This window comes from Shewanella sp. FJAT-51649, from assembly GCF_019457435.1.
In the GTDB taxonomy this organism is placed as follows: Bacteria; Pseudomonadota; Gammaproteobacteria; order Enterobacterales; family Shewanellaceae; genus Shewanella; species Shewanella mangrovisoli.
The window spans coordinates 731,380-756,051 of record NZ_CP080411.1; the positions used below are offsets into that span (position 1 = coordinate 731,380).

The 24,672-nt window shown below is 49.1% G+C and carries 17 protein-coding genes and 1 riboswitch; of the genes, 12 read left to right on the top strand and 5 right to left on the bottom strand.

Annotated features, from left to right (window positions below; all coding sequences use genetic code 11):
* Positions 1-282: 282 nt before the first annotated feature.
* Together K0H59_RS03220 and K0H59_RS03225 are read left to right on the top strand one after the other, a co-directional pair.
* Positions 283-2,205, top strand: coding sequence for a PhnD/SsuA/transferrin family substrate-binding protein (locus tag K0H59_RS03220; protein WP_408733569.1), 1,923 nt, complete (start codon positions 283-285; stop codon positions 2,203-2,205).
* Entirely contained in the window at positions 2,202-2,822 is a 621-nt protein-coding gene (locus K0H59_RS03225; protein WP_220054646.1) for a response regulator transcription factor, read from the top strand. The genes K0H59_RS03220 and K0H59_RS03225 overlap by 4 nt, the downstream gene beginning before the upstream one ends.
* A 142-nt stretch (positions 2,823-2,964) precedes the next feature.
* On the opposite strand, the gene K0H59_RS03230 is transcribed toward K0H59_RS03225, so the two are convergent.
* Positions 2,965-3,864 (bottom strand): intradiol ring-cleavage dioxygenase, encoded by a 900-nt coding sequence (locus K0H59_RS03230; RefSeq protein WP_220054647.1) that lies wholly within the window; start codon positions 3,862-3,864, stop codon positions 2,965-2,967.
* A gap of 542 nt (positions 3,865-4,406) precedes the next feature.
* On the opposite strand from K0H59_RS03230, the gene K0H59_RS03235 reads away from it, so the two are divergent.
* The 4 genes from K0H59_RS03235 (at position 4,407) to K0H59_RS03250 (ending at position 11,988) form a co-directional block, all read left to right on the top strand.
* Positions 4,407-8,078, top strand: a complete 3,672-nt coding sequence (locus tag K0H59_RS03235; protein WP_220054648.1) for an ATP-binding protein — start codon at positions 4,407-4,409, stop codon at positions 8,076-8,078.
* A gap of 11 nt (positions 8,079-8,089) precedes the next feature.
* Complete coding sequence (locus K0H59_RS03240; protein ID WP_037422308.1) at positions 8,090-8,743, top strand: condensin complex protein MksE; 654 nt, start codon at positions 8,090-8,092, stop codon at positions 8,741-8,743.
* Between the two features lie 42 nt (positions 8,744-8,785).
* The gene (locus K0H59_RS03245) at positions 8,786-10,006 is read left to right on the top strand and encodes a hypothetical protein (RefSeq protein WP_011715822.1); all 1,221 of its coding nucleotides are present in this window, start codon (positions 8,786-8,788) and stop codon (positions 10,004-10,006) included.
* A gap of 731 nt (positions 10,007-10,737) precedes the next feature.
* On the top strand, positions 10,738-11,988 hold the full coding sequence (locus tag K0H59_RS03250; protein ID WP_220054649.1) for a dicarboxylate/amino acid:cation symporter: 1,251 nt from the start codon (positions 10,738-10,740) through the stop codon (positions 11,986-11,988).
* Between the two features lie 52 nt (positions 11,989-12,040).
* Here the strand turns inward: K0H59_RS03250 and K0H59_RS03255 are convergent, their stop codons facing one another.
* The gene (locus K0H59_RS03255; protein ID WP_220054650.1) at positions 12,041-12,511 is read right to left on the bottom strand and encodes a hypothetical protein; all 471 of its coding nucleotides are present in this window, start codon (positions 12,509-12,511) and stop codon (positions 12,041-12,043) included.
* Positions 12,512-12,930: 419 nt separating this feature from the next.
* Positions 12,931-13,419: a TIGR00645 family protein gene (locus tag K0H59_RS03260; protein ID WP_220054651.1), complete on the bottom strand. Its 489-nt coding sequence runs from the start codon at positions 13,417-13,419 to the stop codon at positions 12,931-12,933.
* Between the two features lie 637 nt (positions 13,420-14,056).
* Here K0H59_RS03260 and K0H59_RS03265 point away from each other — a divergent pair.
* Positions 14,057-14,626 (top strand): DUF7010 family protein, encoded by a 570-nt coding sequence (locus tag K0H59_RS03265; RefSeq protein WP_220054652.1) that lies wholly within the window; start codon positions 14,057-14,059, stop codon positions 14,624-14,626.
* 469 nt (positions 14,627-15,095) lie between these two features.
* On the top strand, positions 15,096-15,236 hold the full coding sequence (locus K0H59_RS03270) for a hypothetical protein (RefSeq protein WP_220054653.1): 141 nt from the start codon (positions 15,096-15,098) through the stop codon (positions 15,234-15,236).
* Positions 15,237-15,967: 731 nt separating this feature from the next.
* Here the strand turns inward: K0H59_RS03270 and K0H59_RS03275 are convergent.
* Entirely contained in the window at positions 15,968-16,960 is a 993-nt protein-coding gene (locus K0H59_RS03275; RefSeq protein WP_220054654.1) for a class 1 fructose-bisphosphatase, read from the bottom strand.
* A 296-nt stretch (positions 16,961-17,256) separates the two neighbouring features.
* Here K0H59_RS03275 and K0H59_RS03280 point away from each other — a divergent pair, with 296 nt between their 5' ends.
* Positions 17,257-19,548 carry a S9 family peptidase gene (locus K0H59_RS03280; protein WP_220054655.1) on the top strand — a complete coding sequence of 764 codons (2,292 nt, stop codon included), beginning with the start codon at positions 17,257-17,259 and terminating at the stop codon, positions 19,546-19,548.
* Between the two features lie 343 nt (positions 19,549-19,891).
* Here the strand turns inward: K0H59_RS03280 and arcA are convergent, their stop codons facing one another.
* Entirely contained in the window at positions 19,892-20,608 is a 717-nt protein-coding gene (gene arcA / locus K0H59_RS03285) for a two-component system response regulator ArcA (protein ID WP_007644695.1), read from the bottom strand.
* A 586-nt stretch (positions 20,609-21,194) separates the two neighbouring features.
* Here arcA and K0H59_RS03290 point away from each other — a divergent pair.
* From K0H59_RS03290 to K0H59_RS03300, 3 genes are all read left to right on the top strand, one after another.
* Positions 21,195-21,629: a DUF3293 domain-containing protein gene (locus K0H59_RS03290; RefSeq protein WP_220054656.1), complete on the top strand. Its 435-nt coding sequence runs from the start codon at positions 21,195-21,197 to the stop codon at positions 21,627-21,629.
* A gap of 240 nt (positions 21,630-21,869) precedes the next feature.
* A riboswitch (Lysine riboswitch) is annotated at positions 21,870-22,044 on the top strand.
* Between the two features lie 143 nt (positions 22,045-22,187).
* On the top strand, positions 22,188-23,543 hold the full coding sequence (lysC, locus tag K0H59_RS03295; protein ID WP_220054657.1) for a lysine-sensitive aspartokinase 3: 1,356 nt from the start codon (positions 22,188-22,190) through the stop codon (positions 23,541-23,543).
* 1 nt (position 23,544) lies between these two features.
* Positions 23,545-24,660, top strand: a complete 1,116-nt coding sequence (locus K0H59_RS03300) for a succinylglutamate desuccinylase/aspartoacylase family protein (protein WP_220054658.1) — start codon at positions 23,545-23,547, stop codon at positions 24,658-24,660.
* Positions 24,661-24,672 lie beyond the last annotated feature (12 nt).

A 24,672-nucleotide genomic window follows, 5' to 3' on the forward strand; every position in this document is an offset into this window, starting at 1 on the left:
TAAGGTTTAGCGTTAGGGGCATTCTGTAAAAGGCGGGGTGGCATCTCTATAGTGGTTTTCCACATACCCGATAGGGACTTGATCTAGCGCAACAAATATCAGTTAGAATGACCTCTCAAAAATTAGGGTTTATGATTTAGCAACAAAATGGATCTCATCCTAGGGCTAAGGAGTATGGGCACAGTGTTGAGTGTTGTCGTATCAACCATAGTATCAATCAAGAGTTGGCGAACGGGATTCACATTCGTCATCGTCTTATTTGGCCTGCTGAGTCTCTCAACCATGGCTGAAGTTTCGGCCGCTCAAGCTACTGAGTTAGGCGCATTAACGGTTGCGCCCGCGGGAGAGCTGATGGATGAAGCTGGCGCTAACTATCAAGTGGTCGATGTGGGCGTATTGGCTATTCGTGGCTATAAGGGCACCATCAATCGTTGGCAACCGCTGATGGGCTGGCTTGAGTCACAAATTCCCAATAGTTACTTTAGGTTGCATCCCTTAAGCCTTGAGGAGCTCGCAAGAGGGGTTGAAACCGAGGGCCTCGATTTTGTGATCACTAACCCCGGGCAGTCGGTGATGTTGGCGCGGCAGTATTCCCTGTCTTGGCTCGCCACCCTACGAAGCCCAATCAACAATGGCGCGGCCATGCAGGTGGGTTCGGCGCTGGTGGTCAGGGCCGATTCCCCCTATCAAACCTTGCAGGATCTCAAGGGCAAGCGCCTTGGCATAGTCTCCAAAAATGCCTTCGGTGGTTATCTCACTATGGTCTACGAGGCGCAGCTAAAGGGCATAGATTTACCTGATTTGGTTGGGGAAATTGTTCCCTTAGGTTTTCCACTCGATAACCTGGTTTATCAGCTCGGCGCTACAGGTCAGCTGGGTGGGGCAAATGAACTTAGTGGTACAGATGCACCAAGCGGTAAAGCACTAAGCGGTAAAGTACCCAGCGTTAAAGTACCCAGCGTTAAAGCTCCTGGCTTAGATGCGGCAATTGTGCCCGTGTGCCAGCTTGAGCAAATGCAGGCTGAAGGCTTGATTAACATAAAGGATTATCGGGTACTCGATAATCAGGTGCCCGTTGGGTTTCATTGCCAAGTGTCGAGTCGGCTCTATCCCAACTGGTCTATGGCTAAGACCAATCGTGCGACACAAACCTTAGCCAAGCAGGTGACTCAAGCACTACTGGCCTTACCCGAAGACAGCCCCGCCGCGAGAGCCGCCGAATCCGCGGGTTGGACCACGGCCGTGAGCCAACTGGCGATCGATCAACTGCTTAAAGATCTCGATATGCATCCCCTGCAAACTCCATGGTGGCAGCGAGCATGGCAATGGGTGAAGCGGCATCAGCATTGGGCTTGGCTAGCGTTGGCGATTTTAGTGCTGCTCAACGTGTACCATTTCTGGCTCGAATATCGCTTTAGCCGCCGTGGCCGCGAGTTGATAAACACCCAGAGACAACTCACTGAAAACCGTGCCCTGTTGGAGCATGCCCAGCGCATCGCGATTGCCGGGGAGTTAGGGGCGAGTCTATCCCATGAACTCAATCAACCGCTGGCGGCGATTGGCCATTACTGCCATGGCGCCGAGGTGCGTTTGCAGCGTGGGACGAGTCCAGAAGAGTTACAATCCGTGCTGAATTTGATTCAGCAAGAGGTCAGCCGCGCCGACAGTATTATCAGCCGTTTGCGTAATTTATTGAAAAAACGGTCAGTCTCAAAACAACCCCTATATTTGCACCAGCTTGTGAACGACACTGCGCCGCTGCTCGCCTATGAGTTGGAGCAGCATCAGATCTTGCTTTCCACCAATATTAGCGGAGAAGCCTATCCATTGCCCTTGGACGAAGTCGGCATGCAGCAGCTGCTGCTCAACCTATTGAAAAATGCCGCCGATGCCTGTGTACAGCGTCAGCAGAGTGAGATCGATGCGGCAAAAACCTATTTGCCCACTATCGATATCGACCTTAGGTATCTTGAGCGTAAGATACTGCTCACGGTGACAGACAACGGTACTGGGCTGACCGAGGATGCCAATCTGCTGATGCAGGCCTTTTATTCGACTAAGTCTGAGGGATTAGGGCTGGGGCTGGTGATCTGCCGTGATATTGCCGAGAGTCATGGTGGCCGCTTTAGTCTCGAAACCGCCCTCGGTGGCGGCTGTCAAGCACAGGTTTCCTTACCCCGTAAGCTAGATGGAGCACCAGCATGAGCCATGAATTGCCCGTGTATTTAATCGATGACGATGAGTCGGTGCGCCGCTCACTGCGGTTTATGCTCGAAAGCTATGGCCTGAATATCCACGATTTTGATAGCGCCGAGGCGTTTTTTGCCGCCATCGACTTGAGCGAGCCGGGCTGTGCCTTAGTCGATGTGCGTATGCCTGGCCTTAGCGGGCCGCAGTTACATGCGCAATTAGTGCAATACAATAGTCCGCTGGCGGTGATTTATCTTACTGGCCACGGCGATGTGCCCATGGCAGTGGAGGCGCTAAAACTCGGGGCGGTGGATTTTTTCCAAAAGCCCGCCGATGGCGCTAAGCTCGCCGACGCGGTCGTTAAAGCGCTAGAACATGCCAAGGCGCATTATCAAGATAATCAATATCTAAAAACCTATCTGGCGCTTACGCCCCGTGAGCGGGAAATCCTCTCCCTTATCGCCAAAGGCTATAAAAATCAGGAGATTGCCGATACGCTGTGCATCGCTATGCGCACGGTCGAGATCCACCGCTCCAATCTCATGCGGGGCATGCAAGTCGGGTCGCTCGCCGAGATGATCTTAATCTATGGTCGTATCGCCGAACATTTAAAGGCCTTGGACTCTGATTAATGGTGCGAGAAGCCTCAGCTTGCCGCCAAGCCTTTACAGCTAAACTCCTGCAACCAAAGATTTAACAGGAAAAAGCGCATCGAAAGATGCGCTTTTTCTATCGGGCTCAATCATGCATATCGAATTAGTTCATTCAACTCAATTAATTCAACTGGAGTGTGCGCCACGCCAGTAATGAGCCATCGTCATTTTGGCTGGTATTGAATAGAAACGCGCTGTAATTGCTACCAAAAATATTGTCGCGACTGAGGCTGGTATCTTGCTGGCCACGGGTCAGATATTCGGGATGGCTGGTGCAAATCTCGGTCGTCAAACTCTCGCTAAAGCCCAGTTGGGAGACCAACTGGTCGTTATTGTTGTTCCGTATCCGAAAGTGCACATGGATAGTGCGCCCCGAGTACCAGCCCGGAAAGCAGGATTTAAAATTTACTCGCCCCTCGCTGTCGGTCACTTGGGTTCCCCTAAACCATTGGGATTGCAGCGCCTTGCTCGAATTTCCGGTGCAGTAGCCACTGTTAAAGCGGCTCTTATCCGCGCTGCCGCTGGTGTCGCCTGAGTAAACGCCAGCGACATTACAATGCCAGACTTCCACCTCTAATCCGCTCAATGGATTGCAATCTTTATCAATCACTTGAAAGCAAATCTGCATAGGCAAACCCGATTCGGCGTCCGAAATATCATCCCGATTATCGACTTGGAAATAGCAAGGGCCTTCCACCGCCGATTGGGTTAATGCCAAGGCACAGGCACCACTGGCGGTGAAGAGGCTGGTGTCGGGGAAGTTGACCGTCATGCTGGCGGTGCCACCACTGGCCCAATCGCTCGGTGTCGTCACATCTGTGCCTGCGCCGGTATCAGTGTTGCTATTGTTGCTGTCGTTGGTGCTTTCTTCGGACTCCGAGCCGCAGCCGACTAAGCCGACCAAGGGGCTCGCGACCAATGTCCAGCCGATGGCTTTGAGTAAGGTGCGGCGCGGGGCGTTGTCTATCGTGGTGTTTTGCGCCGTTTTATGCGCTGAAGGGGAGCGGGTATTTTTTGTCATTTGGGCTACTCACTTAGCTGGGTTTTATTGTTAACGTTTGCAGTGATTAGTGAATGAAATGTGATTTTGGTTCGGCTTTGATCCCGAGTCTTTCACTGTTTTACCCAAGTTGACAGTTGCTGAAAATGTTAACGGCTGTCAACGCCTCTATATCAGCTTGGAGCGTAGAAACCGAGCGTTTTCCCCTGAGCTTTTATACCCAATTGTGATCTACTGACGTTTTGTTAACCGTTAAATGGACGGGAATTGAGGTAACATTGAGCAGACTTGTTTCGCGAAGGTGAAAGACTCGGGTGCTCGATTGCTTATGCCCCCTATTTGCCTTATTTTAGGGGCACAAAATGGGACTTTACCTCGCAATTTTCGCAAGGATGATTACCCGTCACATGCTTTTGTCCATTGAGACTGACCACCCTTTATTGTGTTGAGCTTAGGTGTGTTGAACTTAGGTTTTACGCCTCGGCGTTTAATCTTGAGTCATGGTCTCGATTTGGGCTCGATTTATCTGGGTTAGCTTTGACCCCGTTTGGATAAGGAATGAAATGCCAAGCTTGATTCGTATTGTGCTGATTGATACGCACCTTCCGGGCGTTGTGGAACTCGCCCTCAATGGCCATACCAATATTTGTGGTACTAACGCCTCGGGTAAAACCACTCTACAACGTTTAGTGCCTGTATTTTATGGCGAATATCCTAGCCGCGTGGTTCCTTCAACCCGTGACAGTTTCGAGCGTTGGTACTTGCCACACGATTCAAGCTACATCATTTACGAATATCAAAAGGCCGACGGTTTGCTCTACCAAGCCGTGCTGGCGTCGGCGGGCGATGGTAAAGGGGTGAACTACCGCTTTATCGGCAAAGGTTTCGAGTTAAGCGATTACATTAAAACCCAAAATGGTGACACCATTTTATGCCACACCATGGCAGAACTCGGCCGCGAATTAAAACGCCAAGGCGTGGCCACCACTAACTTGTTGAACACCCGCGAATACCGCGCGATTATTCAAAACGATCGCACTCTGTTAAGCACGGGCAGCAACCGCAGCGAGCTGCGAGCCTATGCGCACCAATTCGCCCTGTGTGAAGGTGAGCATTCACTGCGCCATATCGAAAAACTCGCCAAGGCGGTGCACTCCAAAGAAGGCAAAATGGAAACGGTCAAATCGATGATCGCCGCCATTTTGGAAGAAGACGGGGTGAATCCACCTAGCTCACGCCTCAATCCGCAGCGCGTCGAGGCGTGGATCCGCGAGAGTCAGTTAATCCAAGGCTTTGAAGTGATCCGCCCCGAGTTTGAAAAGCTCGAGCAGGAGTTTAACCAATTGCTCAGCGCCGAGATGCGCCTCTCGAGCCTGTCCCGTGGTTATCGCAACGACGAAAGCCTAGAGGCCGATCGGTTAGAGATCCAACAAACCCTGTCTAAGGAGCTGAATTTAAAGCTTCGAATGTTGGACGACGAATGGAAAGAAGTGCGTGACGAGCTAAACCTCGATCTATCTGCCGCCAAGGGCGACGTGGCTAAGTGCGAGTACGAGCTAGATGCGATTGAAGATCAGCACGGCGCCTTTTTAGATGCCAATATCGAGCAAGCCAAGGCCGATTTGGACATGCTGCCAAACTGGCGCGCAGACATGGAAAACCTAAGCGAGCGCCATAAGTTACAAACCGAAAAACACCAAGATATTGAAGCAGCTTACAATGCCCGCCGCAGCAAAATTGGCGAGCAGTTAAACCGCGAGCTGGAAGGCTTACACACGGATCAGGATAAACAACGCGAAGCGCGCGACAAACAGCGTGAAGTGGCAAGAGCCGATCTCGATGCCCTCGAAGCCCAATGGCGCAGCCAAATGGATGCGGGCAAGGCGAGCTTTAGCGAGCAGGAATATCAATTCAAACTCAATGCCGCCGAGCTTAAATTACGTGTCGATGGCGTGACCTACACCGAGGAAGAAAAGTTAAGCCTCGCGATTTTCGACGAGCGCATTCACCGCGCCGACGAAGAGCAAGAAAGCTGCAACGCTAAGGTGGAACGTTTAAGTAGCGATGAGCGTAAGCTGCGCGCCAAACGCGACCAAGCCAACGAAGCGTTGCGTATTGCCAGCCTGCGGGTTAACGAGCGCCAAACATCGCTCGATGAACTGCACCATATGCTGTTCCCGCAGTCCCATACCTTGCTCGAGTTCCTGCGTAAGGAAGCTCAAGGTTGGGAGCAGAGTCTGGGTAAAGTGATTGCGCCCGAGTTACTGCATCGCACCGATTTACACCCGAGCGTGACAGGGGCGAGCGATACCCTGTTTGGGGTGCATTTGGATCTTAAAGCCATTGATGTGCCTGAATATGCCGCCTCCGAGCAGGAGCTGCGCATTCGTTTAAGCAAGGCCGAAGAAGCACTGCAAAGCGCGCAGGAATTACAGGCCGAGGCCGAATCACAGCTGGTGGCGATCAACGGCGAGCTGGATAAACTCAGCCGTGAACTGACCTTTGCCCGCACGGCTTACAAGAATAGCCGCGATGATTTACGTCGTCTGTTCGATGAGAAACGCAGTGAGCAGGACAAGATCAACAAGGCGCTGGCCGAGCGTAAAGCCTTTGCCCAGCAGCGCTTAACTCAACTCGATGGCGAGTTGAAGCAGCTTAAGCATCAACACCAGCTCTGGCTCGAAGAGCAAAAAGAGCAGGCGCTCGAAGCGCGGATGGAAAAACAAGCCTACTGGCAGGAAGTGATTGGCGCGCTCGACAATCAACTGGGGCAAATCAAGGCCACTATCGACGCCCGCCGCGAAAGCGCTAAGGCCGAGCAGAAAGCCTGCGAAACCTGGTACAAAAACGAGCTTAAATCCCGCGGTGTGGATGAGGACAATATCCTTAAACTCAAGCAACAAATCCGTGAGCTTGAAACCAAAATCAGCCGCGCCGAGCAGCGCCGCAGCGAAGTACTGCGCTTCGATGATTGGTATCAACACACTTGGTTGCTGCGTAAGCCTAAGTTGCAGACCCAATTGAGCGACGTGAAACGTGCCGCCTCGGAAATCGATCAGCAGCTTAAAGCCAAGACCCAAGAAGTGAAGACTCGCCGTCAACAACTCGAGACCGACCGTAAGGCCTCGGATGCGGCGCAGATTGAAGCCTCTGAAAACTTAACTAAATTGCGCGCCGTGATGCGTAAGCTGGCCGAGCTGAAACTGCCCGCCAACAATGAAGAAGCTCAGGGTAGCCTAGGTGAGCGTTTGCGTCAGGGCGAAGATTTACTGCTAAAACGCGATTATTTGATGGGCTCGGTTAAGCAATATGTGGAGCATTTCGACTCTGTAATTGCCAGCAAATCAGGCTCAGGTTTAGCCGAGACTTGGGAGCGTGCCCGCGAAGAGTCGAGCTTTATCAACGACAAAGGTATTCGCCTGCTGGATTACCGTAAGCTAGTGCCGCAGCTGGAGCAGTTACTCAATGTGATTGTGCCGCAATCGATTATGGCGCTGCGCGAACAGGGGCGGATCTTCGGGGTCGACTTAACCGCCTTCTATGATGTACTTGCCGATATCGACCGTCGCATCGCCTCCCAGAGTGCGCGCATTACCCGCGAAGTGGGCGAGGAGTTATTCCTCGATGGCGTATCCGAGTCTGCGGTCCGTATTCGCTCTAAGATCAGTGAATTAGAGTTTTGGCCCGAGCTTGAGCAGTTCGTTAAAGCCTTTAAACAGTGGAAGGCCGACGGCTTTAATGGTCTGCCCGATGAGGAATATACCAACAGCATGCGCCGCGCCTTAGACATTATTGGTCGCGCGGCCTTAACCGGCGGCATTGCTAAGTTGCTGGAAATCGAGCTGCGCCTCAAAGAGGGCAATAGCGACCTGATTATCCGCACCGACAGACAGCTGAACGAATCCTCGAGCCACGGTATGGCTTATCTGATCTTGTGTAAGTTCCTGTTGGCATTCACGCGCTTGCTACGTGGCCGTGCCGATGTGACCATTCACTGGCCGATCGACGAGCTGGGCACGCTGCACCATACCAACGTGAAGAAGATTTTCGATGCCTGTGGTAACAACAATATCAGCGTGTTAGGCGCCTTCCCGAACCCAGAGTCAGAAGTGCTGAACCTGTTCGAAAACCGTTATATTATTAATAAACAAACCAAGAAGTTGCAGGTGGTGAAGCCCAAAGCCAATCCGATTGCCGATATGTTGAGTAAACGCCTGAGCAAGGAGGCCATCTAATGAGTGCTGCCATGAATGAGTCAAACCAAACCGTATTAGTCGGCACGGGCGCCATCATCGAACTCTTGCTAAAAGGTGAGTTTATTTGCCGCACCACCAATGAAGATGGCTGGCGCGCATTGAAAAATAACAGCACCCGCGAGCGGGTTGAAGCGTATCTGAATCAAATCAATCGCACCGTGGCTTCGGCCGCCGAGGGCGATGTGTTTTTCTGCGGTTATTTGCAGTTAGGTGAAAGCGAACGCAAGGTGATTTCATCGCAGTTTAAGGATATTTGTCAGGCACTTATCCCTATGGTGGAGTGGCTGGTATTAGTGCAGGAAGCCAGCGGCCAAGATGCCCCCTTAAGCGAAGGCGCGCCAGTGCGTTTAACCGAGCTGCAAAGCCGAATTGAAGATACCCCCGCGTTTCGTGAGCAGTTGGCCAAACTCAGCCAATACCGCTTATTCGGTTCAACCAGTACCAATAGCGATGCGCAAATTAAGTTAGTGTTCAAACGCTTAGTGGAGCTTGGTTATCTGGTGCGCCCTAACGTTGAAAAACAAATTTATATCGCCACCGGCAAGTTGGATTACCTGTACGAAGTGATCCGCTTTATCGACGAGACCGAAGGCCTAAGCCTTGAAGCGCAGGCGGAAACGGCGACGCAGCGGGATTTACTATGATGCCTTGGACGATAACGCACAGCATCAACCAAGGAGGCCGTGATGAGCAGTAACTTACATCAGGCTGGGGTGAAGCTACTCAAGCAGTTAGGTCGCCATGCAGACATCATTATGGATGCCTATCTTGCTGGCTCGCTTAAGGAAGAGAGCCATGATCCTGCCGTAGTTGAAAAACTAAAGCAGGCGGGGATTTTATGGCGCCCAGAGCCAGACCAAGAGTTGCGCCTTAAACGCTCGGTGCGTGCCTTGCTCGAAGAGGGCTTAAGTGATGAGCGCAATCGCCAAATCGACTCCAACGTCGGCTCGGCGCTCGCCACCATTAAGACCTTGGCCGACCACTATAAAGAAGCGCGCCACAGCTCAGATTACAGCGCCGCCGAGGCCTATTTGTCTGATTTAAGTGAGCATGTGTATAGCTTTGCCGACAGTTTACGCTACTCCATTCGCGTGTTGTGGGGGCGGATCAATAACGAGTTCGGTTATGTCGGGACCATTAACGCTAAGATCCGTGAAAACGAACTCGCCCAGAGCCAAGTGTCTGAATTACTCAATGGCTTGGAGATGTTCCAGTTCAGCGAATTAGGTGAAATCGCCGGTGATATCCGTGAGCTGCGTAAGTTACTGGTCACGACCTTGCAGGAGACCATGAGCGACTGCGCCCAGGAACTCAGTGTTGTGCAGGGCAGGTTGCTGGAACTCCTCGGCCGCTTTAGGCAAATTCGCGGTCGTACCCGCTTGCTTAAGGGCTGGTTGCTATACACAGACTTGCATCCGGATTATCGCCCTGCGGACCATGTGTCTCACAAGGAAATCCCGAGTCTATTCAATCGCGCCGAAGTGTTATTGGCCCCAGCGTCTGTGGATGTGCATAACGCCAGCCAAGAGTTTGAGTTGATGAACATTGTCGCCCATATCAAGGCGATTAGTCGTCAGGGCATAGTCGAAACGGTGCGCGAGCAGGATGTGGCCGTGCCGCTGACGCAGAATGAAGACTTTGATATTCCTGATAATCCACTCAAGCAAGCGGTCGACACTTACTTTGTCGACGTGATTGAGTCGGGCTTACGTCAGTCGGCGCTCGATTACTTAGCCGAAAAAGCCCTGCCGTGGGATGCCGAAAGCTGGATTTATCAAGTGATTGGTGGCTACGAAGGCTTACCCGATGAGCATAAGGCTTACTTCGAGTTAGAGCCATTAGGCGAACCTCACCCCATCTACAGCGGTAACTTTATTATCCGCGATGTGGAATTATGGCTCGCTTAGGCAAGCAGCAGTTGCAACTCTTGGAGGGCGTTTATCTTAACCGCGCTCCAAGGGTTACATTTAGTCTCAATCCCTAATGGGCGAGTCATTTACCCGAGTAGCAGTACAAGCAAATACACTGGGGAATATGGAATAGCCGTTTTGGCCATCGTCTGGTTCGTCACGCATTTTAATTCCTAAGTGTTTCACATCACTAAGTCTCGTTAGTTTAATCTTTACCTTCAGCCGACTTAAAAAATTGGCGGCAATTAAGCCTTTGGTTAACTCTGCAACGTATTAGCATTAAACAGCAGCACCTGCTGGCACATCGGCTTGAGCTAGTGCCACTGGCATATTGTTAGTCGTTATCCTTCCCCATCTCTCTGTAAATATCATAATGTGTAGTTTTTAATTCTAATTAAAATATTTATTTGGTTTTTAAATCTAGCGTTATTCAAGCTGAATCGTTCAATTGTGTTTATTTGGTTTGAATACTGTTTAAATTTTGATTTTTTAACTTGCACTTTAATAGCGTGATTATTAATCGATAATTTTATTTTTAATAAAAATCAGCTAAATACAAAATTTTTGTGATGAGTTTGGCTTAATTGAAAATGAAATAAGTAAATTTATTCATTGAATTTACTGCCAGCATGTTTCACTATCCCCGCCTGAACCGAAAAGGGAATGGCGATTTTGCTCATCAAGGAAGATGAAGAATAAAAGATGAGCTATTTGGGGAAACCATAAGCATGATTAAATCACTTTCGACACGGATCTTTATCGGTCTGTTTGCGGGACTCATTCTTGGCACCTTAGTGCAATATTTTCTAAACGATATTGGCTTCTTTTCTGGCAATTTAGTTGAACTGGCTGGCGGCGTCGGCACTATGTTCGTCAATATGATCATGATGTTGGTCGTGCCTCTAGTGTTTGTCAGTATCGTTTGCGGCGTGTGTGAGCTGCAGGACTTAAAAAGCTTTGGCCGCCTTGGCGGCAAAACCTTCGGCTTTTACATCGTTAATACCCTAGTCGCGATCTCAACCGCCCTGTTAGTGGTGCTATTGCTCGACCCAGGTAAAGGCGTCGATATGAGCAGCACCGATGGTGTGGCCATTACCGCGACCGAACTCCCCAGCTTGATGGCGCTGCTGATTGATATAGTGCCGCGTAACCCGGTGGCGGCTTTTATGTCGGGCAATATGCTGCAAGTGATCTTTATGGCACTGATGCTGGGCGGGGTGATTAAATCCCTCGGCGAGCATGTGGCTGGCGCGGTACAAGGTTTTCAAACCGCCAATAAAATCATGATGAAACTGATTTCTGTGGTGATGAGTCTTGCGCCTTATGGCGTGTTTGCGCTGATGTTTAAGTTAGGCGCCACCTTAGATGCGGCGGTATTTATCAGTGTGCTCGAATATGTCGTGATCATTCTGGCGCTGTTATTACTGTGGATTTTTGTGGTCTATCCGCTGGCGGTGGGATTCTTCACACCGATTTCGGCCAAGAGCTTTCGCGAGAAAACCCAAGAGCAAGTGCTGTTTTCCCTGTCTACTGCCAGCTCTAATGCCACGATTCCTGTGACTATGCGCACCCTAACGGAAAAACTTGGGGTTAACCGCGCCGTGGCAGGCTTTGGTGTGCCACTCGGGGCGACCATGAATATGGGCGGCGTGGCGATTTATATCACGATTGCGATTTTCTTTGTCGCCAATGCCTTCGGTATGCCAATCACCAGCGAGCAATTACCATCGCTGCTGTTTAGTATCTTTTTATTATCCGTTGGCGCGGGTGGTGTACCCGGTGGCGGTATGGTGATGATTGGGGTGTTAATCCATCAAATGGGTCTGCCGATTGAAGCCTTTGCGATTGTGGCCGCACTGGATCGCATCATCGACATGGTGCTGACCTCCTGCAACGTGGTGGGGGATACGGCGGTGTTGACCATAGTCGATCAAACCGAAAAGGCCCATCAAGTCGAGCTGGCCGATCGCGAGTATTAAACCGCATAACTAAAAAAGCCACTGATAACAGTGGCTTTTTTGTATCATGGCCTTACTGGCTACACTGCTGTTTTAGCTGGCTGACCGCTTCACTAAATCCCACGGCCACTAAGGTTGAGCTAGTATATTTACTTGAGCGAAACGAAACCGCCTCAAGGCTTAATTCTTGGGTCTGTAGTTCAGCCAATGCCTGCCATAGATCGTCATCCGCCTTTGGCAGACTGGTAAAGTTCATCAAGGTCGCGGTGCCGCGAAATTTCACACTGTGCTGCTTGTCGCTGCGAATTATCAACACGCTCGGATCGCTACCAAATGCAAAGGATTCGCCCATAGTCACGTTTAACATGGGTTGGGTTTCGCCTACGGAGCAGCTTAAGCTCAGTTTGAGGCCTTTATCGATAAAGTCGATACTATGGCTCTTAGGGGCGGGCTCTGCGATATCTAAGGTTGTGGCTAAATCTTCCTTGGCATATGCGTAGCCTAAATGACTGACAAGCATGAGGGCCAGTAACTGTGTTTTCACTTTACTACCTTGTTAATTGTGCGGACGAATACCGATGATGATGTATAGCTCTTTGTCAAAATGTTGGCGATTATAAAGAATTTTGACACGTTTGAATAACCCTTTGGGGCTATTTAGTCTTGAATTTGATTCAAATGCTTAGCCTTTGGTATCAAGCGCCGTTTAGGTTAAGACTCGGGCTATTATCTCAAGCAATAATTTCAATTTAAACATGAGGTTATGCAGGATAGCTTAAATTAATACCAAAGTGCGAGGTACATTTTTTATTCAGAAAATAAAAAAGCCACTATTATCAGTGGCTTGATTTAATCTTAGGTCATCGGCCATTGTTTGGCACAGGTTGGATGAATGCCGTTTAGCATTCACATTTAAACAGCACAGATACTTAAACAGCGCAGGCGCCTACGGGCGATGCCGCATTACTTACGCGTCAGTTTATCCAAGTAACCCATGGCAAAGGCCGACAGCACAAAGGTGATATGGATAAGCAAGTACCACATGATTTTGTCGTTATCGATATTCTTTACATCCATAAAGATTTTTAGCAGGTGGATAGACGAAATCGCCACAATGGATGCGGCCACTTTGTTTTTCAGTGAACCAGAATCTAATTTACCCAACCAGCTGAGCTTCTCACTGTCTTCGCCGACATCCAGCTGCGAGACAAAATTCTCATAGCCAGAAAACATCACCATCACAATCAGACCACCCACTAGGGTGATATCAATCAAGGACAGGGTGACCAGCACCAGATCCACTTCGGTCATCTCAAAAATAATTGGCAAAATATGGAAGATCTCTTGGAAGAATTTAATGCCTAAACCCAACAACACTAGACTCAGCCCCAAGTAGATGGGCGCCATAATCCAGCGTGATGCGTACATTAGCCTTTCAAATATTTGTTCCATATGGAGTGAACCCTTAGTGGTTAAAGCTTGATAATCGAATCTATGAAGCCAAAACAATAACATACTGGGTTAACGCCGCGCTATCGGCCAATCGCAAAGGCGTGAGGTATATGCAGCTAAGTCCTAGTTGCGGGCTTAGCTGATTTGGTTTTGCGGCCTTACAGCCGAGGTCAGTTAGGTTAGTGGGGTTAACTATCCCATCTTCTCCCTTGCGGCTTCTGGCTAAAGCATTAACTCATTGCCTGCCGCAGGCTTTCGCACTGTTACACCAGTGACTCGCTGTAAATACGTCCCTGTAAGCTCTACTAAAACATCCCTGTTTTAGAAGGTCACTGGTGCAACAATGCCAGTTTTGGTGTAACCATTGAGTGAAAAGTTATGCTTGTGCTGTTTTTTGATGCCTCGCTCACGCAACGAACGTAAATGCCCTACGGCAACTCCGAGGGGAGGTGAACTCCTGTGGGTTCGCTGTTGGCTGCTAATCCCAAAAGAGTTATGCCTGTGCCATTCTTCCTTCTCATTTTCCTAAGAAATTTGCCATTGATGACATTTGTCATCCGTAACTGCTGACAACTCACACTGCCGTGATTTAGCGGATGCAGAGATACTTAAGCCATACCAACAAGGAGGCTTAATCATGCAACATCAATCACTGGATCAACAACTTATCGAATACCGCCAAAAACGTGCTTTAGCTATGCCCTTATCTGGCATGATGGTCTGGGGGCTATTGTTTATCTTGAGTTTTATGCTTCCAGCATCGCAAATGGTGATGGCAACGTTTATCGGCACGGGTTCTATTGTCTATCTTGCTATGGGGGTTTCACGTCTTACGGGCGAGAATATCTCCTTCAAGAAAAGCACTGAGCGTAATTGGTTTGAGACAGTGTTTCTGGCTGCGGTGGGGATGAGCTTTTTAACCTTCAGCATCAGTATTCCCTTTTTTATGGAAAACTATTTAGCCTTGCCCTTCGTCCTTGCTGTGCAAACAGGATTAATGTGGTTGGTTTTCGGCGTGTTAGCGGCGCAAAAGGTGGCGATTGTGCATGCAATTGTGCGCACTGTGGCTTGCGTGGTTGCCTTTATGTTGTGGCCTGAGTTGAGTTTTCAGCTTCAACCTTTGATTGTGGTGGCATGTTATGGGTTTTCGATTCCACTCATGGAACGTCGTTGGAAGATTCAGCAAAATCTTTGTGTTGCCAGTTAGTTTTGCGGCCTTACGGCCGAGGTAGGTCAAAGTCGTGGGGCTTCACCCCACATCCGACCAAGAGGGGATCAACAGCAATTCCCTCTTGGATCTCCCTTGCCGCCCTCAACGGAGTTGAAAGCCCCTTGTGCTCATCGACAAATTTGCTATCGCTTCCGAAGGATGCGTCCCTGCACCTGCGAAAGCTAGCTCGCCATCCATGGCGAGACTCACGCAATTTGTCTATTCGTCCTGCGGCAACTCCGAGGGGAGGGGGAACTTCTGTGAACTCTGCGTTGGCTGTTAATTCCAAAAGAGTTATGCATGTCCGATCTTCTCCGATTTTTTTGAATGAAAAATATTGATAGCATAATTGGGTTGATGCTAACTTGTTGGCATGATTGAATTATTTTCTCTTTTCATTTCAATGCTCAACTCTATACGGTTTGGGTTTTATTAGAAGTGCGGGTAATACACTGTTATGAGTCTTATGGATAACGAAAAATATAAGAATTATCTAGATGATCTCGGAACGATTGCAAAAGAGTATGCGCGTGATAACAAGGCCAAGCAGCATCGCCACTATGGGGCTGGACCTCTCTACGCTCGGCCGCTGTTGGCGGCGTTATAGGCACATTATGAATCGAGTAGGCCTTTTACTCTCCAGTATATTTTTCATATTTGGGTGCTCAAATGAGCCTCAAGAATTGACGCCTGAAATGCGAGATCGAGCTACGGCTACCGTGATTAAATATCTAAATGGTCACAACCTTCTGAATGAAAATCTAGAAGTTTCAATTTCTCAAAATAGAGATATTGCTGACTTCTCTTTTATGTATAAAGGCGGTGGCCGATGCATAAACTTTATTGTTAGCTGTTATGGTAGTACTTGCACCGAACTCCAGTCTTATCCCTATGATAGACATGGCGAAAAGTGCCCATAACAAGTATGAAAGATCGGACAGGTACAATTTTTTCTGGATTTACAGACTATACAGTAGTGACAGGAGTGCCCCTCCCCCTGCGAAGTTGCTGATGGGCGTTGAAGAAAATAGCGTGAGCGAGGCATGGATGCCGAGTTAGCTTTCGGGGTACAGGATGTACCATCGGAAGCGTTAGCGATTTTCGAATAAGCACGAAGCCAGTATTCAATGCATGTAACTTCGCTAGGGGCGGCAAGGGAGATCCAAGAGGGAATTGCTGTTGATCCCCTCTTGGTCGGGTGTGGGTTGAAGACCCACGACGTTAAACTTTCTTAGCCGTAAGGCCGCATTTTAAAATGAATGTCGCATTCCGCGACAACAAAAAAGCCACTGTGGTCAGTGGCTTTTATCATAAAAATCAAAATCTAAGCGATTCGGCTTAGTCTAGGCTGGGTTCTTCACTGTAATCCAAACCATGGTAGCTTAGGCAAGCGTCCACTTCATTGGCGCTACCTAGGATAACCGCAACACGTTGGTGAATTTGTGTCGGTTGAATATCTAAAATGGTTTCATAACCCGTAGAGGCTTTACCGCCAGCTTGCTCGACTAATAAGGCCATTGGGTTGGCTTCGTACATTAAACGCAGCTTGTATGGCTTTTTCGGATCTTTATTGTCGGTTGGATAAGTAAAAATACCGCCGCGAGAAAGTACGCGGTGCACGTCACCCACCATGGCGGCAATCCAGCGCATGTTGAAGGATTTTTCGCGTGGGCCAATTTTGCCTAGCAGTAAATCGGCGATATAGGTCTGCATTGGCGCTTCCCAAAAACGTTGGTTCGACATGTTGATGGCGAACTCTTGTGTGTCTGGGCTGATGCTCATGGCCGCGTTGGTCAGTAAAAATTCGTTAGTTTCTGGGTGCAGGGTAAAGAGTTGCACGCCTTGACCTGTGGTGAGGGCGAGCATAGTTGATGGGCCGTAGAGCACATAACCTGCGGCTAACTGATTGCGACCCGATTGCAAAAAGCTTGTTTCAGTTAACTCACCCTGTGGTGCAGGTAAAACAGAGAAAATTGTGCCGACCAGCGAGTTGATATCGATATTCGATGAACCATCTAAGGGGTCGAAACACACCAGATATTGACCATTGGTGCTGACTTCAACCACATGATCTTCTTCCTCAGAGGCTAAGCCGCGCACTGTTCCGTCGGCTTTTAATGCATCTTTGAGCATATCGTTGGTGATGATATCCAGTTTTTTCTGGGTTTCACCTTGCACGTTTTCCTGTTCGGTCGCGCCTAACACACCGGCTAAGGCACCGTGGCGCACGGCATGGCTGATGGCTTTGGAGGTGTCGGCTAAGGTCAAAATCAGTTGCGAGAGGGATTCGTTCACTGCCTTTGAGGTTAAGTGCTGGGCAAGAGTCTGCATGTTAGGTCCTTTAGGGGTTCAACATTGAGGTCAATTTCATTATTTGCCGCGAATAATAACTCAGTTAGTCGACAATTTCAGCGATGTTGCTGTGGGTTTTAATCAAATTAACCCAAGAGGGTTATCCCTTTGTGTCAGGCTGAGTGGGTTATCGTGAAAATTAAGCGAACTTCGGGAGTTCGCCAGCTAATTTGTATCTGTATATTGCCTGCGCTTTTTATTTAGGCTTTGCCTTGGCACAATGACGGCAGTTTTTCATCGCCACCTCAAGGCGAGTATGCTTCCAAGGAATAATAATGACTAAAAATGGGTTAGCTTCTTCCCTGCGCTCGGTGACATTGGGCGCCTCATCCCTACTGATAGCGAGTCAACTGGCCATGGTTTCTAGCGCGATATTGACCCCCGCCTATGCGCTTGAAGGCGGCACAACGCCGCTGACTATCGAGCGCATGAATGCGTCGCCTGCCTTGGCGGGCACGAGTCCCCGTGGATTAAAGTTATCCCCCGATGGTCAAAGGGTGACCTACCTTGCGGGACGTAAAGACAACCAAAACTTTTACGATCTCTGGCAGATGGACGTGAAGACGGGCGAATCTAGCCTGTTGCTAAACGCCGATAAGCTGGCGAGCAATGAGTTATCCGATGAAGAAAAGGCCCGCCGCGAGCGTCAACGTATTTATGGCGAAGGCATTATGGAATATTTCTGGGCGGACGATAGCAAGGCGCTGTTGATCCCTGCCTCGGGTAATCTGTATTACTTTTCCTTAGCGGATAACAGCGTCAGCCAACTGCCGATAGGTGAGGGCTTTGCCACCGATGCGCGCCTATCGCCCAAGGGGAATTTCGTGTCCTTCGTGCGGGACCAAAATCTGTATGTGCTCAATTTAGCAACTAAAAAGCTTGAGGCCATGACCACAGATGGTGGCGGTGCGATTAAAAATGCCATGGCGGAATTTGTCGCCCAGGAAGAAATGGATCGCATGACGGGTTACTGGTGGGCGCCCGATGAGTCGGCCATCGCCTTTACCCGCATCGATGAGTCTGGCGTTGAGTTGGTCACCCGCAATGAAATCTATGCTGATGGCATTAAGCTTACCGAGCAGCGTTATCCGGGGGCGGGCAAAAACAATGTTGAGATCCAACTGGGTGTTGTGACGTTAAGCAATAAAGCAATCAATTGGGTGACCTTAAGTGAAGATAAAAATAAGGATATTTACCTGCCTCGCGTCGATTGGTTGCCCGATAGCAAGCATTTATCCTTCCAGTGGCAGAGCCGTGATCAACAAAACTTAGACCTGCAACTGGTGGCTCTCGATGCGCTGACCAAGCCGAAAACCTTAGTCAAAGAACGTAGCGATGCTTGGGTGAATCTTAACAACGACCTGCACTTCTTAAAGCAGCAATCGGCTTTTGTTTGGGCCTCGGAGCGTGACGGCTTTAATCATCTTTATTTGTTTGACCTAAAAGGTAAGCTGAAGACGCAACTGACCAAGGGCAATTGGGCGGTCGATGAGCTGGAATATATTGATGAAACCGCAGGTTGGGTGTATTTCACAGGCCGCAAAGATACCCCTATCGAAAAACACCTCTACCGTGTGCCGTTAGTGGGCGGCAAGATTGAGCGTGTGAGCAGCGAGGCGGGGATGCACAATCCGGTATTTGCCGATAGTCAAAGCGTGTATCTGGATTATTTCAATAGCTTATCTCAGCCACCCCAGATCAGTTTGCACGGCGATAAGGGCCAACATTTGGCGTGGGTAGAGCAGAACCAAGTCAAAGCGGGCCATCCTCTGTATGACTATGCTGGCCTGTGGCAATTGCCAGAGTTTAAAGAACTCAAGGCGGAAGACGGACAAGTCTTGCAAACGCGCCTCTTTAAACCTGTGCCCTTCGATGCGAGCAAAAAGTATCCGGTAGTCGTACGTGTTTATGGCGGCCCGCATGCACAATTGGTGACTAATAGCTGGAGTGAGCAGGATTACTTTACCCAATACTTAGTGCAGCAAGGTTATGTGGTATTTCAACTGGATAACCGCGGCAGCGCCCACAGAGGCACCCAGTTCGAGCAAGTGATTTACCGTCACTTGGGCGAAGCGGAAGTGAATGACCAAAAGGTTGGCGTCGATTATCTGCGCAGCTTGCCCTTTGTCGATAGCAATAATGTGGCGATTTATGGCCACAGCTACGGCGGTTATATGGCCTTGATGAGCCTGTTTAAGGCGCCGGATTACTTTAAGGCGGCGATTTCGGGCGCGCCCGTCACTGATTGGCGCTTGTACGACACTCACTACACCGAGCGTTATCTCGCCCATCCCGCGAATAATGAACAGGGTTACGAAGCCAGTAGCGTGTTCCCCTATGTGAAAAACTACCAGTCGGGGCTGTTGATGTACCACGGCATGGCTGACGACAACGTATTGTTTGAAAACAGCACTCGCGTGTATAAGGCGCTGCAGGACGAAGGCAAACTGTTCCAGATGATTGATTATCCTGGTTCAAAGCATTCGATGCGCGGTGAGAAAGTGCGTAATCACTTATATCGCTCGCTGGCGGATTTCCTCGATAGACAGCTTAAAAGCGGAAAGTAGCCTAGAGCATAGTGCTATTTAACCAAGTGTATGCAGTTAATCTAGCGCATGCAGTTATCCAAGAGTGAGGTTAACACCTCACTCTTTTTTTACGCGGTATTTGGCTAATACCTTAGCTAACACCTTAGCTAACAGCTGAATTTAGGCTGTGGAGAGCACTTAGTCGTGAGTAACTGCTCCATTCCAATTGATACGCTTAAAGTTTGCGATGGCTATTTAAGCTTGGCCTTTCAAGCTTAGGTTTATTGATTGGGATAAAGCAGGGCAGAGGATTGGCCAAATTGCAGAGATAAAAAACCAGATCCGAGGATCTGGTTTTTATTATTCAAACGGACTGAGAAGATTAGTCTTCTAAGTTACCGCAGAAACGGTAGCCTTCACCGTGGATCGTTGCGATGATTTCTGGCGTATCTGGCAAGCTTTCGAAGTGCTTACGGATACGACGGATAGTCACGTCAACAGTACGATCGTGTGGCTTTAACTCACGGCCAGTCATCTTCATCAGCAGATCGGCACGAGTTAAGATTTTGCCTGGGTTTTCAACAAAGTGCAGCATAGCGCGGAATTCGCTACGTGGCAGTTTGTAAGATTCACCCTGCGGGCTCACCAGAGAACGGCTGTTGATCTCTAGGCTCCAATCGTTGAAACGGTAGTATTCGACAGAGCTCTTTTCTTCGACTTCGTTACCAGCGCTATTCACACGAGTCAGAAGGTTGCGAGCACGAATCGTCAATTCACGTGGGTTGAACGGCTTGGTAATATAATCGTCCGCGCCAATTTCAAGTCCAAGGATTTTGTCGACTTCGTTGTCACGGCCTGTCAGGAAGATCAGACCGATGTTGTTGATTTCACGTAATTCACGTGCCAACAACAGACCGTTTTTACCTGGTAGGTTAATGTCCATAACCACTAGGTTAATTTTGTTTTCCTGCATAGCCTTATGCATTTCTGCGCCATCATTGGCCTCAGTTACCACATACCCTTCTGCCTCGAAAATACTTCTCAGCGTGTTACGGGTAACGGCTTCATCTTCAACGATCAGAATGTGCGGATTTTGCATATTAATTACCTAAATTTTAACCAATTTTATTCTAACCATAAGGACCGCTTACATCGGATCCTTATATTCATAAAATGTTGATACTTCCTCTAACTGCTCTGTGCTTCAAAGGAAAGATCTTTACGGCGACACATCAGGATGTATATAAAGTGCACGTTTAAAGTGTAATACGATAAAACGTAACCAGTATCAACTTCGATAAGCAATAGTTATAAATAGTTCCTTAACTATTGTTTTTTTTAAAATGTTTAAATGATAACTCAAATGTAGAACACATTTTAAAAGATGTCTGGCTAGCCTTGGGTGATTTCACAGAGGAATCTAACAAACCCTTGTCAAGATTAAGCAAACTTAATGTTATCTGCTCAACTAGCCAATGGCGTCATTGTACTCGTTTTAGGCATTTGTTAACAAATGAAATGTTAACAAATTTCTGGATGAGGCCCTGATTTACCATGATATTTACTTTAGTCATTGATTAGTATAACTAATGTATTTTTAATTCTTGTGACCTAGTTCACGCCTCTTTGGATTTTGGAGGCGCTCTGCTACACTAACTCGGGTTCATTTTTCGACTAGACTACCAATGGACAACATGACTCAAGATTTGTGGCAGCATTACCAGAAGCCGTTGTTTTTGCTTACTCAAGCATTATCCTGTGATTTTTCCTTTGCTGTAATTACCGCCCATAATCCCGCTTCAACTCGCCTCAGTCCCAGCCAAAACCGTTTACTCGACCGCCAACTTCTCCGTGATATTGAATTAATCGGCAGCCCCTATCGTGCAATGGTGGGCGCATCGCCAGATTTATCCCATATGGAAAAGAGCTGGGCGGTGTTTGTCGATAGAAGCATGGCGCTGCAGTTAGGGAAAAAGTTTAATCAATATGCCATCTATATGGTGGAAAAGGGTGAGGTGAGTTTAGTGCCTTGCACCTTAGCCGGGCATGATGAAGTGTGTTTAGGCCTGTTTAATGATCACGTGCGTTTGGTTTACGAACTGCCCGATCTAGCGACCTAACTGCGAGCGTTTTTTGCTATTTTCTTATCCGGCTTTGCCTGTAAAGGGCAAGGCTCGGTCACTTCTTTTTTAATCCTTTGAATGTCTGTTCAATACCTCACCGCCATTTTTTGCTTTGGCTTTACCGCTAAATTGCTCATTGTTTTTAAAAGCGTTTATTGAATTTGTTTATGCGATGTGAAATTAGCATTGACTTCATTAGGGGTTTATTGCTACTTTTTTCGTCCCTTTCCGGCGGAAAGGAACAGAAGAGGAGCGTTAACTAGGTAGTCAGTCAGAGGAGCACAAACTCCAGCGATGATTGATGAGGGAGATTAACGCCGAGGCATAGATGTGGTTGCTGCATGTTTATGTCGGTCGCTTAGGCTGAATCCTAACGATTGTCACCTGTAATTGGTGGAGAGCTTCTGGTGACGATTGCTGTTTCCCTTCTATTGGGGTGCGTATCATTGAGCACCAGGCTCTTCGAACGAAGTTGGTTCGGAGCGTAATCATGTTAGTTAATCAATATCTTATCCTAGTTTGTGCCGTGTCTTCTGCTTCTGCGGAGGTACGATAATGTCTCTTGTTGTCGCAAAATTTGGTGGTACCTCAGTCGCCGATTACGGTGCAATGAATCGCTGCGCCGATATCGTACTGGGCAATCCCGATTGCCGTTTAGTGGTGGTTAGCGCCTCCAGTGGCGTGACTAACCTTTTGGTTGAGCTCACTCAAGAGTCGATGAACGACGATGGTCGTTTACAGCGCTTAAAGCAAATCGCGCAAATTCAATACGCTATCTTAGATAAACTGGGTCGCCCCAACGATGTAGCTGCGGTATTGGACAAGCTGTTAAGCCGTATGGCTGTATTGAGCGAAGCGCTAGCATCCCAGCGCAGCAAGGCCACCATGGATGAGTTATTGTCCCTTGGCGAGCAGTGTTCGTCGGCATTATTTGCGGCGGTATTGCGGGAAAAAGGCGCTAACTCGAGTGCCTTCGATGTGCGCCGTGTGCTGCGCACCGACAGCCATTTTGGCCGCGCCGAACCACAGGTTGAGCAAATTGCCTCTCTCTCACGTGAGCATTTACTGCCGCTGTTATCTGAACAAGTGATTGTGACTCAAGGCTTTATTGGTTCCGATGAGGCGGGACAAACCACCACGCTTGGCCGTGGCGGTAGCGACTATTCTGCGGCACTGTTAGCCGAAGCTTTAAAAGCCTCCGCGGTTGAGATTTGGACCGATGTGGCCGGGATTTACACAACTGATCCACGCCTTGCGCCAAACGCCCATCCTATAGCCGAAATCAGTTTTAACGAAGCCGCCGAAATGGCGACTTTCGGTGCTAAAGTGCTGCACCCTGCGACGATTCTGCCTGCGGTGCGCCAACAAATTCAAGTGTTTGTCGGCTCAAGTAAGGAGCCTGAAAAGGGCGGCACTTGGATCCGTCATCAGGTTGAAGATGCGCCCGTGTTTCGCGCGGTTGCGTTGCGCCGCGACCAAACGCTACTCAATTTACACAGCCTGCAAATGCTGCATGCTCAGGGCTTCTTGGCTGAAACCTTTGCCACCTTGGCAAGACATAAGATCAGTGTGGACTTGATCACCACCTCCGAAGTTAACGTATCGCTTACCCTAGATAAAACTGGCTCTGATTCGAGCGGCCAGGGGCTATTGAGCGAAGCGCTGTTGCAGGAATTATCACAGCATTGCCGCGTGCGTGTTGAAGATGGTTTAGCACTGGTGGCGATTATCGGTAACCGCATTGCCACCACAGCGGGCATTTGCCGCCGGGTGTTTGAAGTGCTCGAACCCCACAATGTGCGTATGATCTGTCAAGGCGCCAGCCCGCATAACTTGTGCGTATTGGTTGCCGAATCTGAAGCGGCGCAAGTGGTTAAAGCGCTGCACGAAAACCTGTTCGAAGGCGTGTAATATGCAACCGACTGCATCGTCTTTAACCATTGGGGAGCTTGCCGCAGGGCAAGCACTCACCCTGCCGATTTACCACTTTAAGCCAAGTGGCCATGCCGCTGGCCCTAAAGTGTATATTCAGGCCAATGTCCACGGCGCCGAGGTGCAGGGCAATGCGGTGATTTTTCAATTGATGAAGCAGCTCGAACGCTGCGATATCTTAGGGGAAATTACCTTAGTGCCCTTGGCGAATCCGCTGGGGATCAATCAAAAGAGCGGTGAGTTTACGCTGGGGCGTTTTGACCCTATCACAGGAGCAAACTGGAACCGCGAGTACTTAAATCACTCAATTGATTTAGCCGCTTGGTACCGTGAACATGCTGAGCTGAGCGATAGTGCGCTTATCCAAGCTTACCGCAGCACCTTAGTCGAGGCGTGTCAACAGCGTTTACGCAATGAGTGGGGCGTGACCACGGGCCACAGATTAGCGGTTAACTTGCAGGCCATGGCCCACGAGGCGGATATAGTATTGGATCTGCATACCGGGCCTAAATCATGTAAACACTTGTATTGTCCTGAATATGACCTTGCAGCGGCACAGTATTTCTCGATTCCTTACACCTTAGTGATCCCCAATAGTTTTGGCGGCGCTATGGATGAAGCGGCATTTTGCCCTTGGTGGCAATTGAGTGAAGTAGCTAAAGCACAAGGGCGAGATCTCGGGATTGCCGTTTCAGCCTTTACCTTGGAACTGGCGAGCCAAGAACGCATCTGCCTTGAGGATGCTTTAGTCGATGCCAAGGGCATTTTGGCCTATTTGAGCCATCGAGGGGTGATCGCCGAGCGAGTTGCGCCCGCAAAGATGCCGCGTCTTGGCTGTTATCTTAAGGATTACAAAAAGTACCATGCGCCTATGGCGGGATTGGTGGAATATGTGGCGCCCGTGGGAGAGCCTCTGGCGGCGGGTGAGACCTTAGTCAATCTGCTGCGCCTTGACTTATATGGCAGCGAGCAGGAACTGACGGCGCTAAGTTTGCCGCAGGATTGTGTGCCCATACTCCATTTTGCCTCGGCGTCAGTGCATCAAGGCACTGAGCTGTATAAAGTCATGACGAATCTATTTGAGTTGCCGCAGTAACAGCAATCCACA

Coding starts and splice junctions, on each gene's coding strand:
- lysC (WP_220054657.1), top strand. CDS start 22,188: ATGTCTCTTGTTGTCGCAAAATTTGGTGGTACCTCAGTCGCCGATTAC.
- K0H59_RS03220 (WP_408733569.1), top strand. CDS start 283: ATGGCTGAAGTTTCGGCCGCTCAAGCTACTGAGTTAGGCGCATTAACG.
- K0H59_RS03245 (WP_011715822.1), top strand. CDS start 8,786: ATGAGCAGTAACTTACATCAGGCTGGGGTGAAGCTACTCAAGCAGTTA.
- K0H59_RS03240 (WP_037422308.1), top strand. CDS start 8,090: ATGAATGAGTCAAACCAAACCGTATTAGTCGGCACGGGCGCCATCATC.
- K0H59_RS03300 (WP_220054658.1), top strand. CDS start 23,545: ATGCAACCGACTGCATCGTCTTTAACCATTGGGGAGCTTGCCGCAGGG.
- K0H59_RS03230 (WP_220054647.1), bottom strand. CDS start 3,864: ATGACAAAAAATACCCGCTCCCCTTCAGCGCATAAAACGGCGCAAAAC.
- K0H59_RS03250 (WP_220054649.1), top strand. CDS start 10,738: ATGATTAAATCACTTTCGACACGGATCTTTATCGGTCTGTTTGCGGGA.
- K0H59_RS03265 (WP_220054652.1), top strand. CDS start 14,057: ATGCAACATCAATCACTGGATCAACAACTTATCGAATACCGCCAAAAA.
- K0H59_RS03235 (WP_220054648.1), top strand. CDS start 4,407: ATGCCAAGCTTGATTCGTATTGTGCTGATTGATACGCACCTTCCGGGC.
- arcA (WP_007644695.1), bottom strand. CDS start 20,608: ATGCAAAATCCGCACATTCTGATCGTTGAAGATGAAGCCGTTACCCGT.
- K0H59_RS03290 (WP_220054656.1), top strand. CDS start 21,195: ATGGACAACATGACTCAAGATTTGTGGCAGCATTACCAGAAGCCGTTG.
- K0H59_RS03270 (WP_220054653.1), top strand. CDS start 15,096: ATGGATAACGAAAAATATAAGAATTATCTAGATGATCTCGGAACGATT.
- K0H59_RS03280 (WP_220054655.1), top strand. CDS start 17,257: ATGACTAAAAATGGGTTAGCTTCTTCCCTGCGCTCGGTGACATTGGGC.
- K0H59_RS03260 (WP_220054651.1), bottom strand. CDS start 13,419: ATGGAACAAATATTTGAAAGGCTAATGTACGCATCACGCTGGATTATG.
- K0H59_RS03225 (WP_220054646.1), top strand. CDS start 2,202: ATGAGCCATGAATTGCCCGTGTATTTAATCGATGACGATGAGTCGGTG.
- K0H59_RS03275 (WP_220054654.1), bottom strand. CDS start 16,960: ATGCAGACTCTTGCCCAGCACTTAACCTCAAAGGCAGTGAACGAATCC.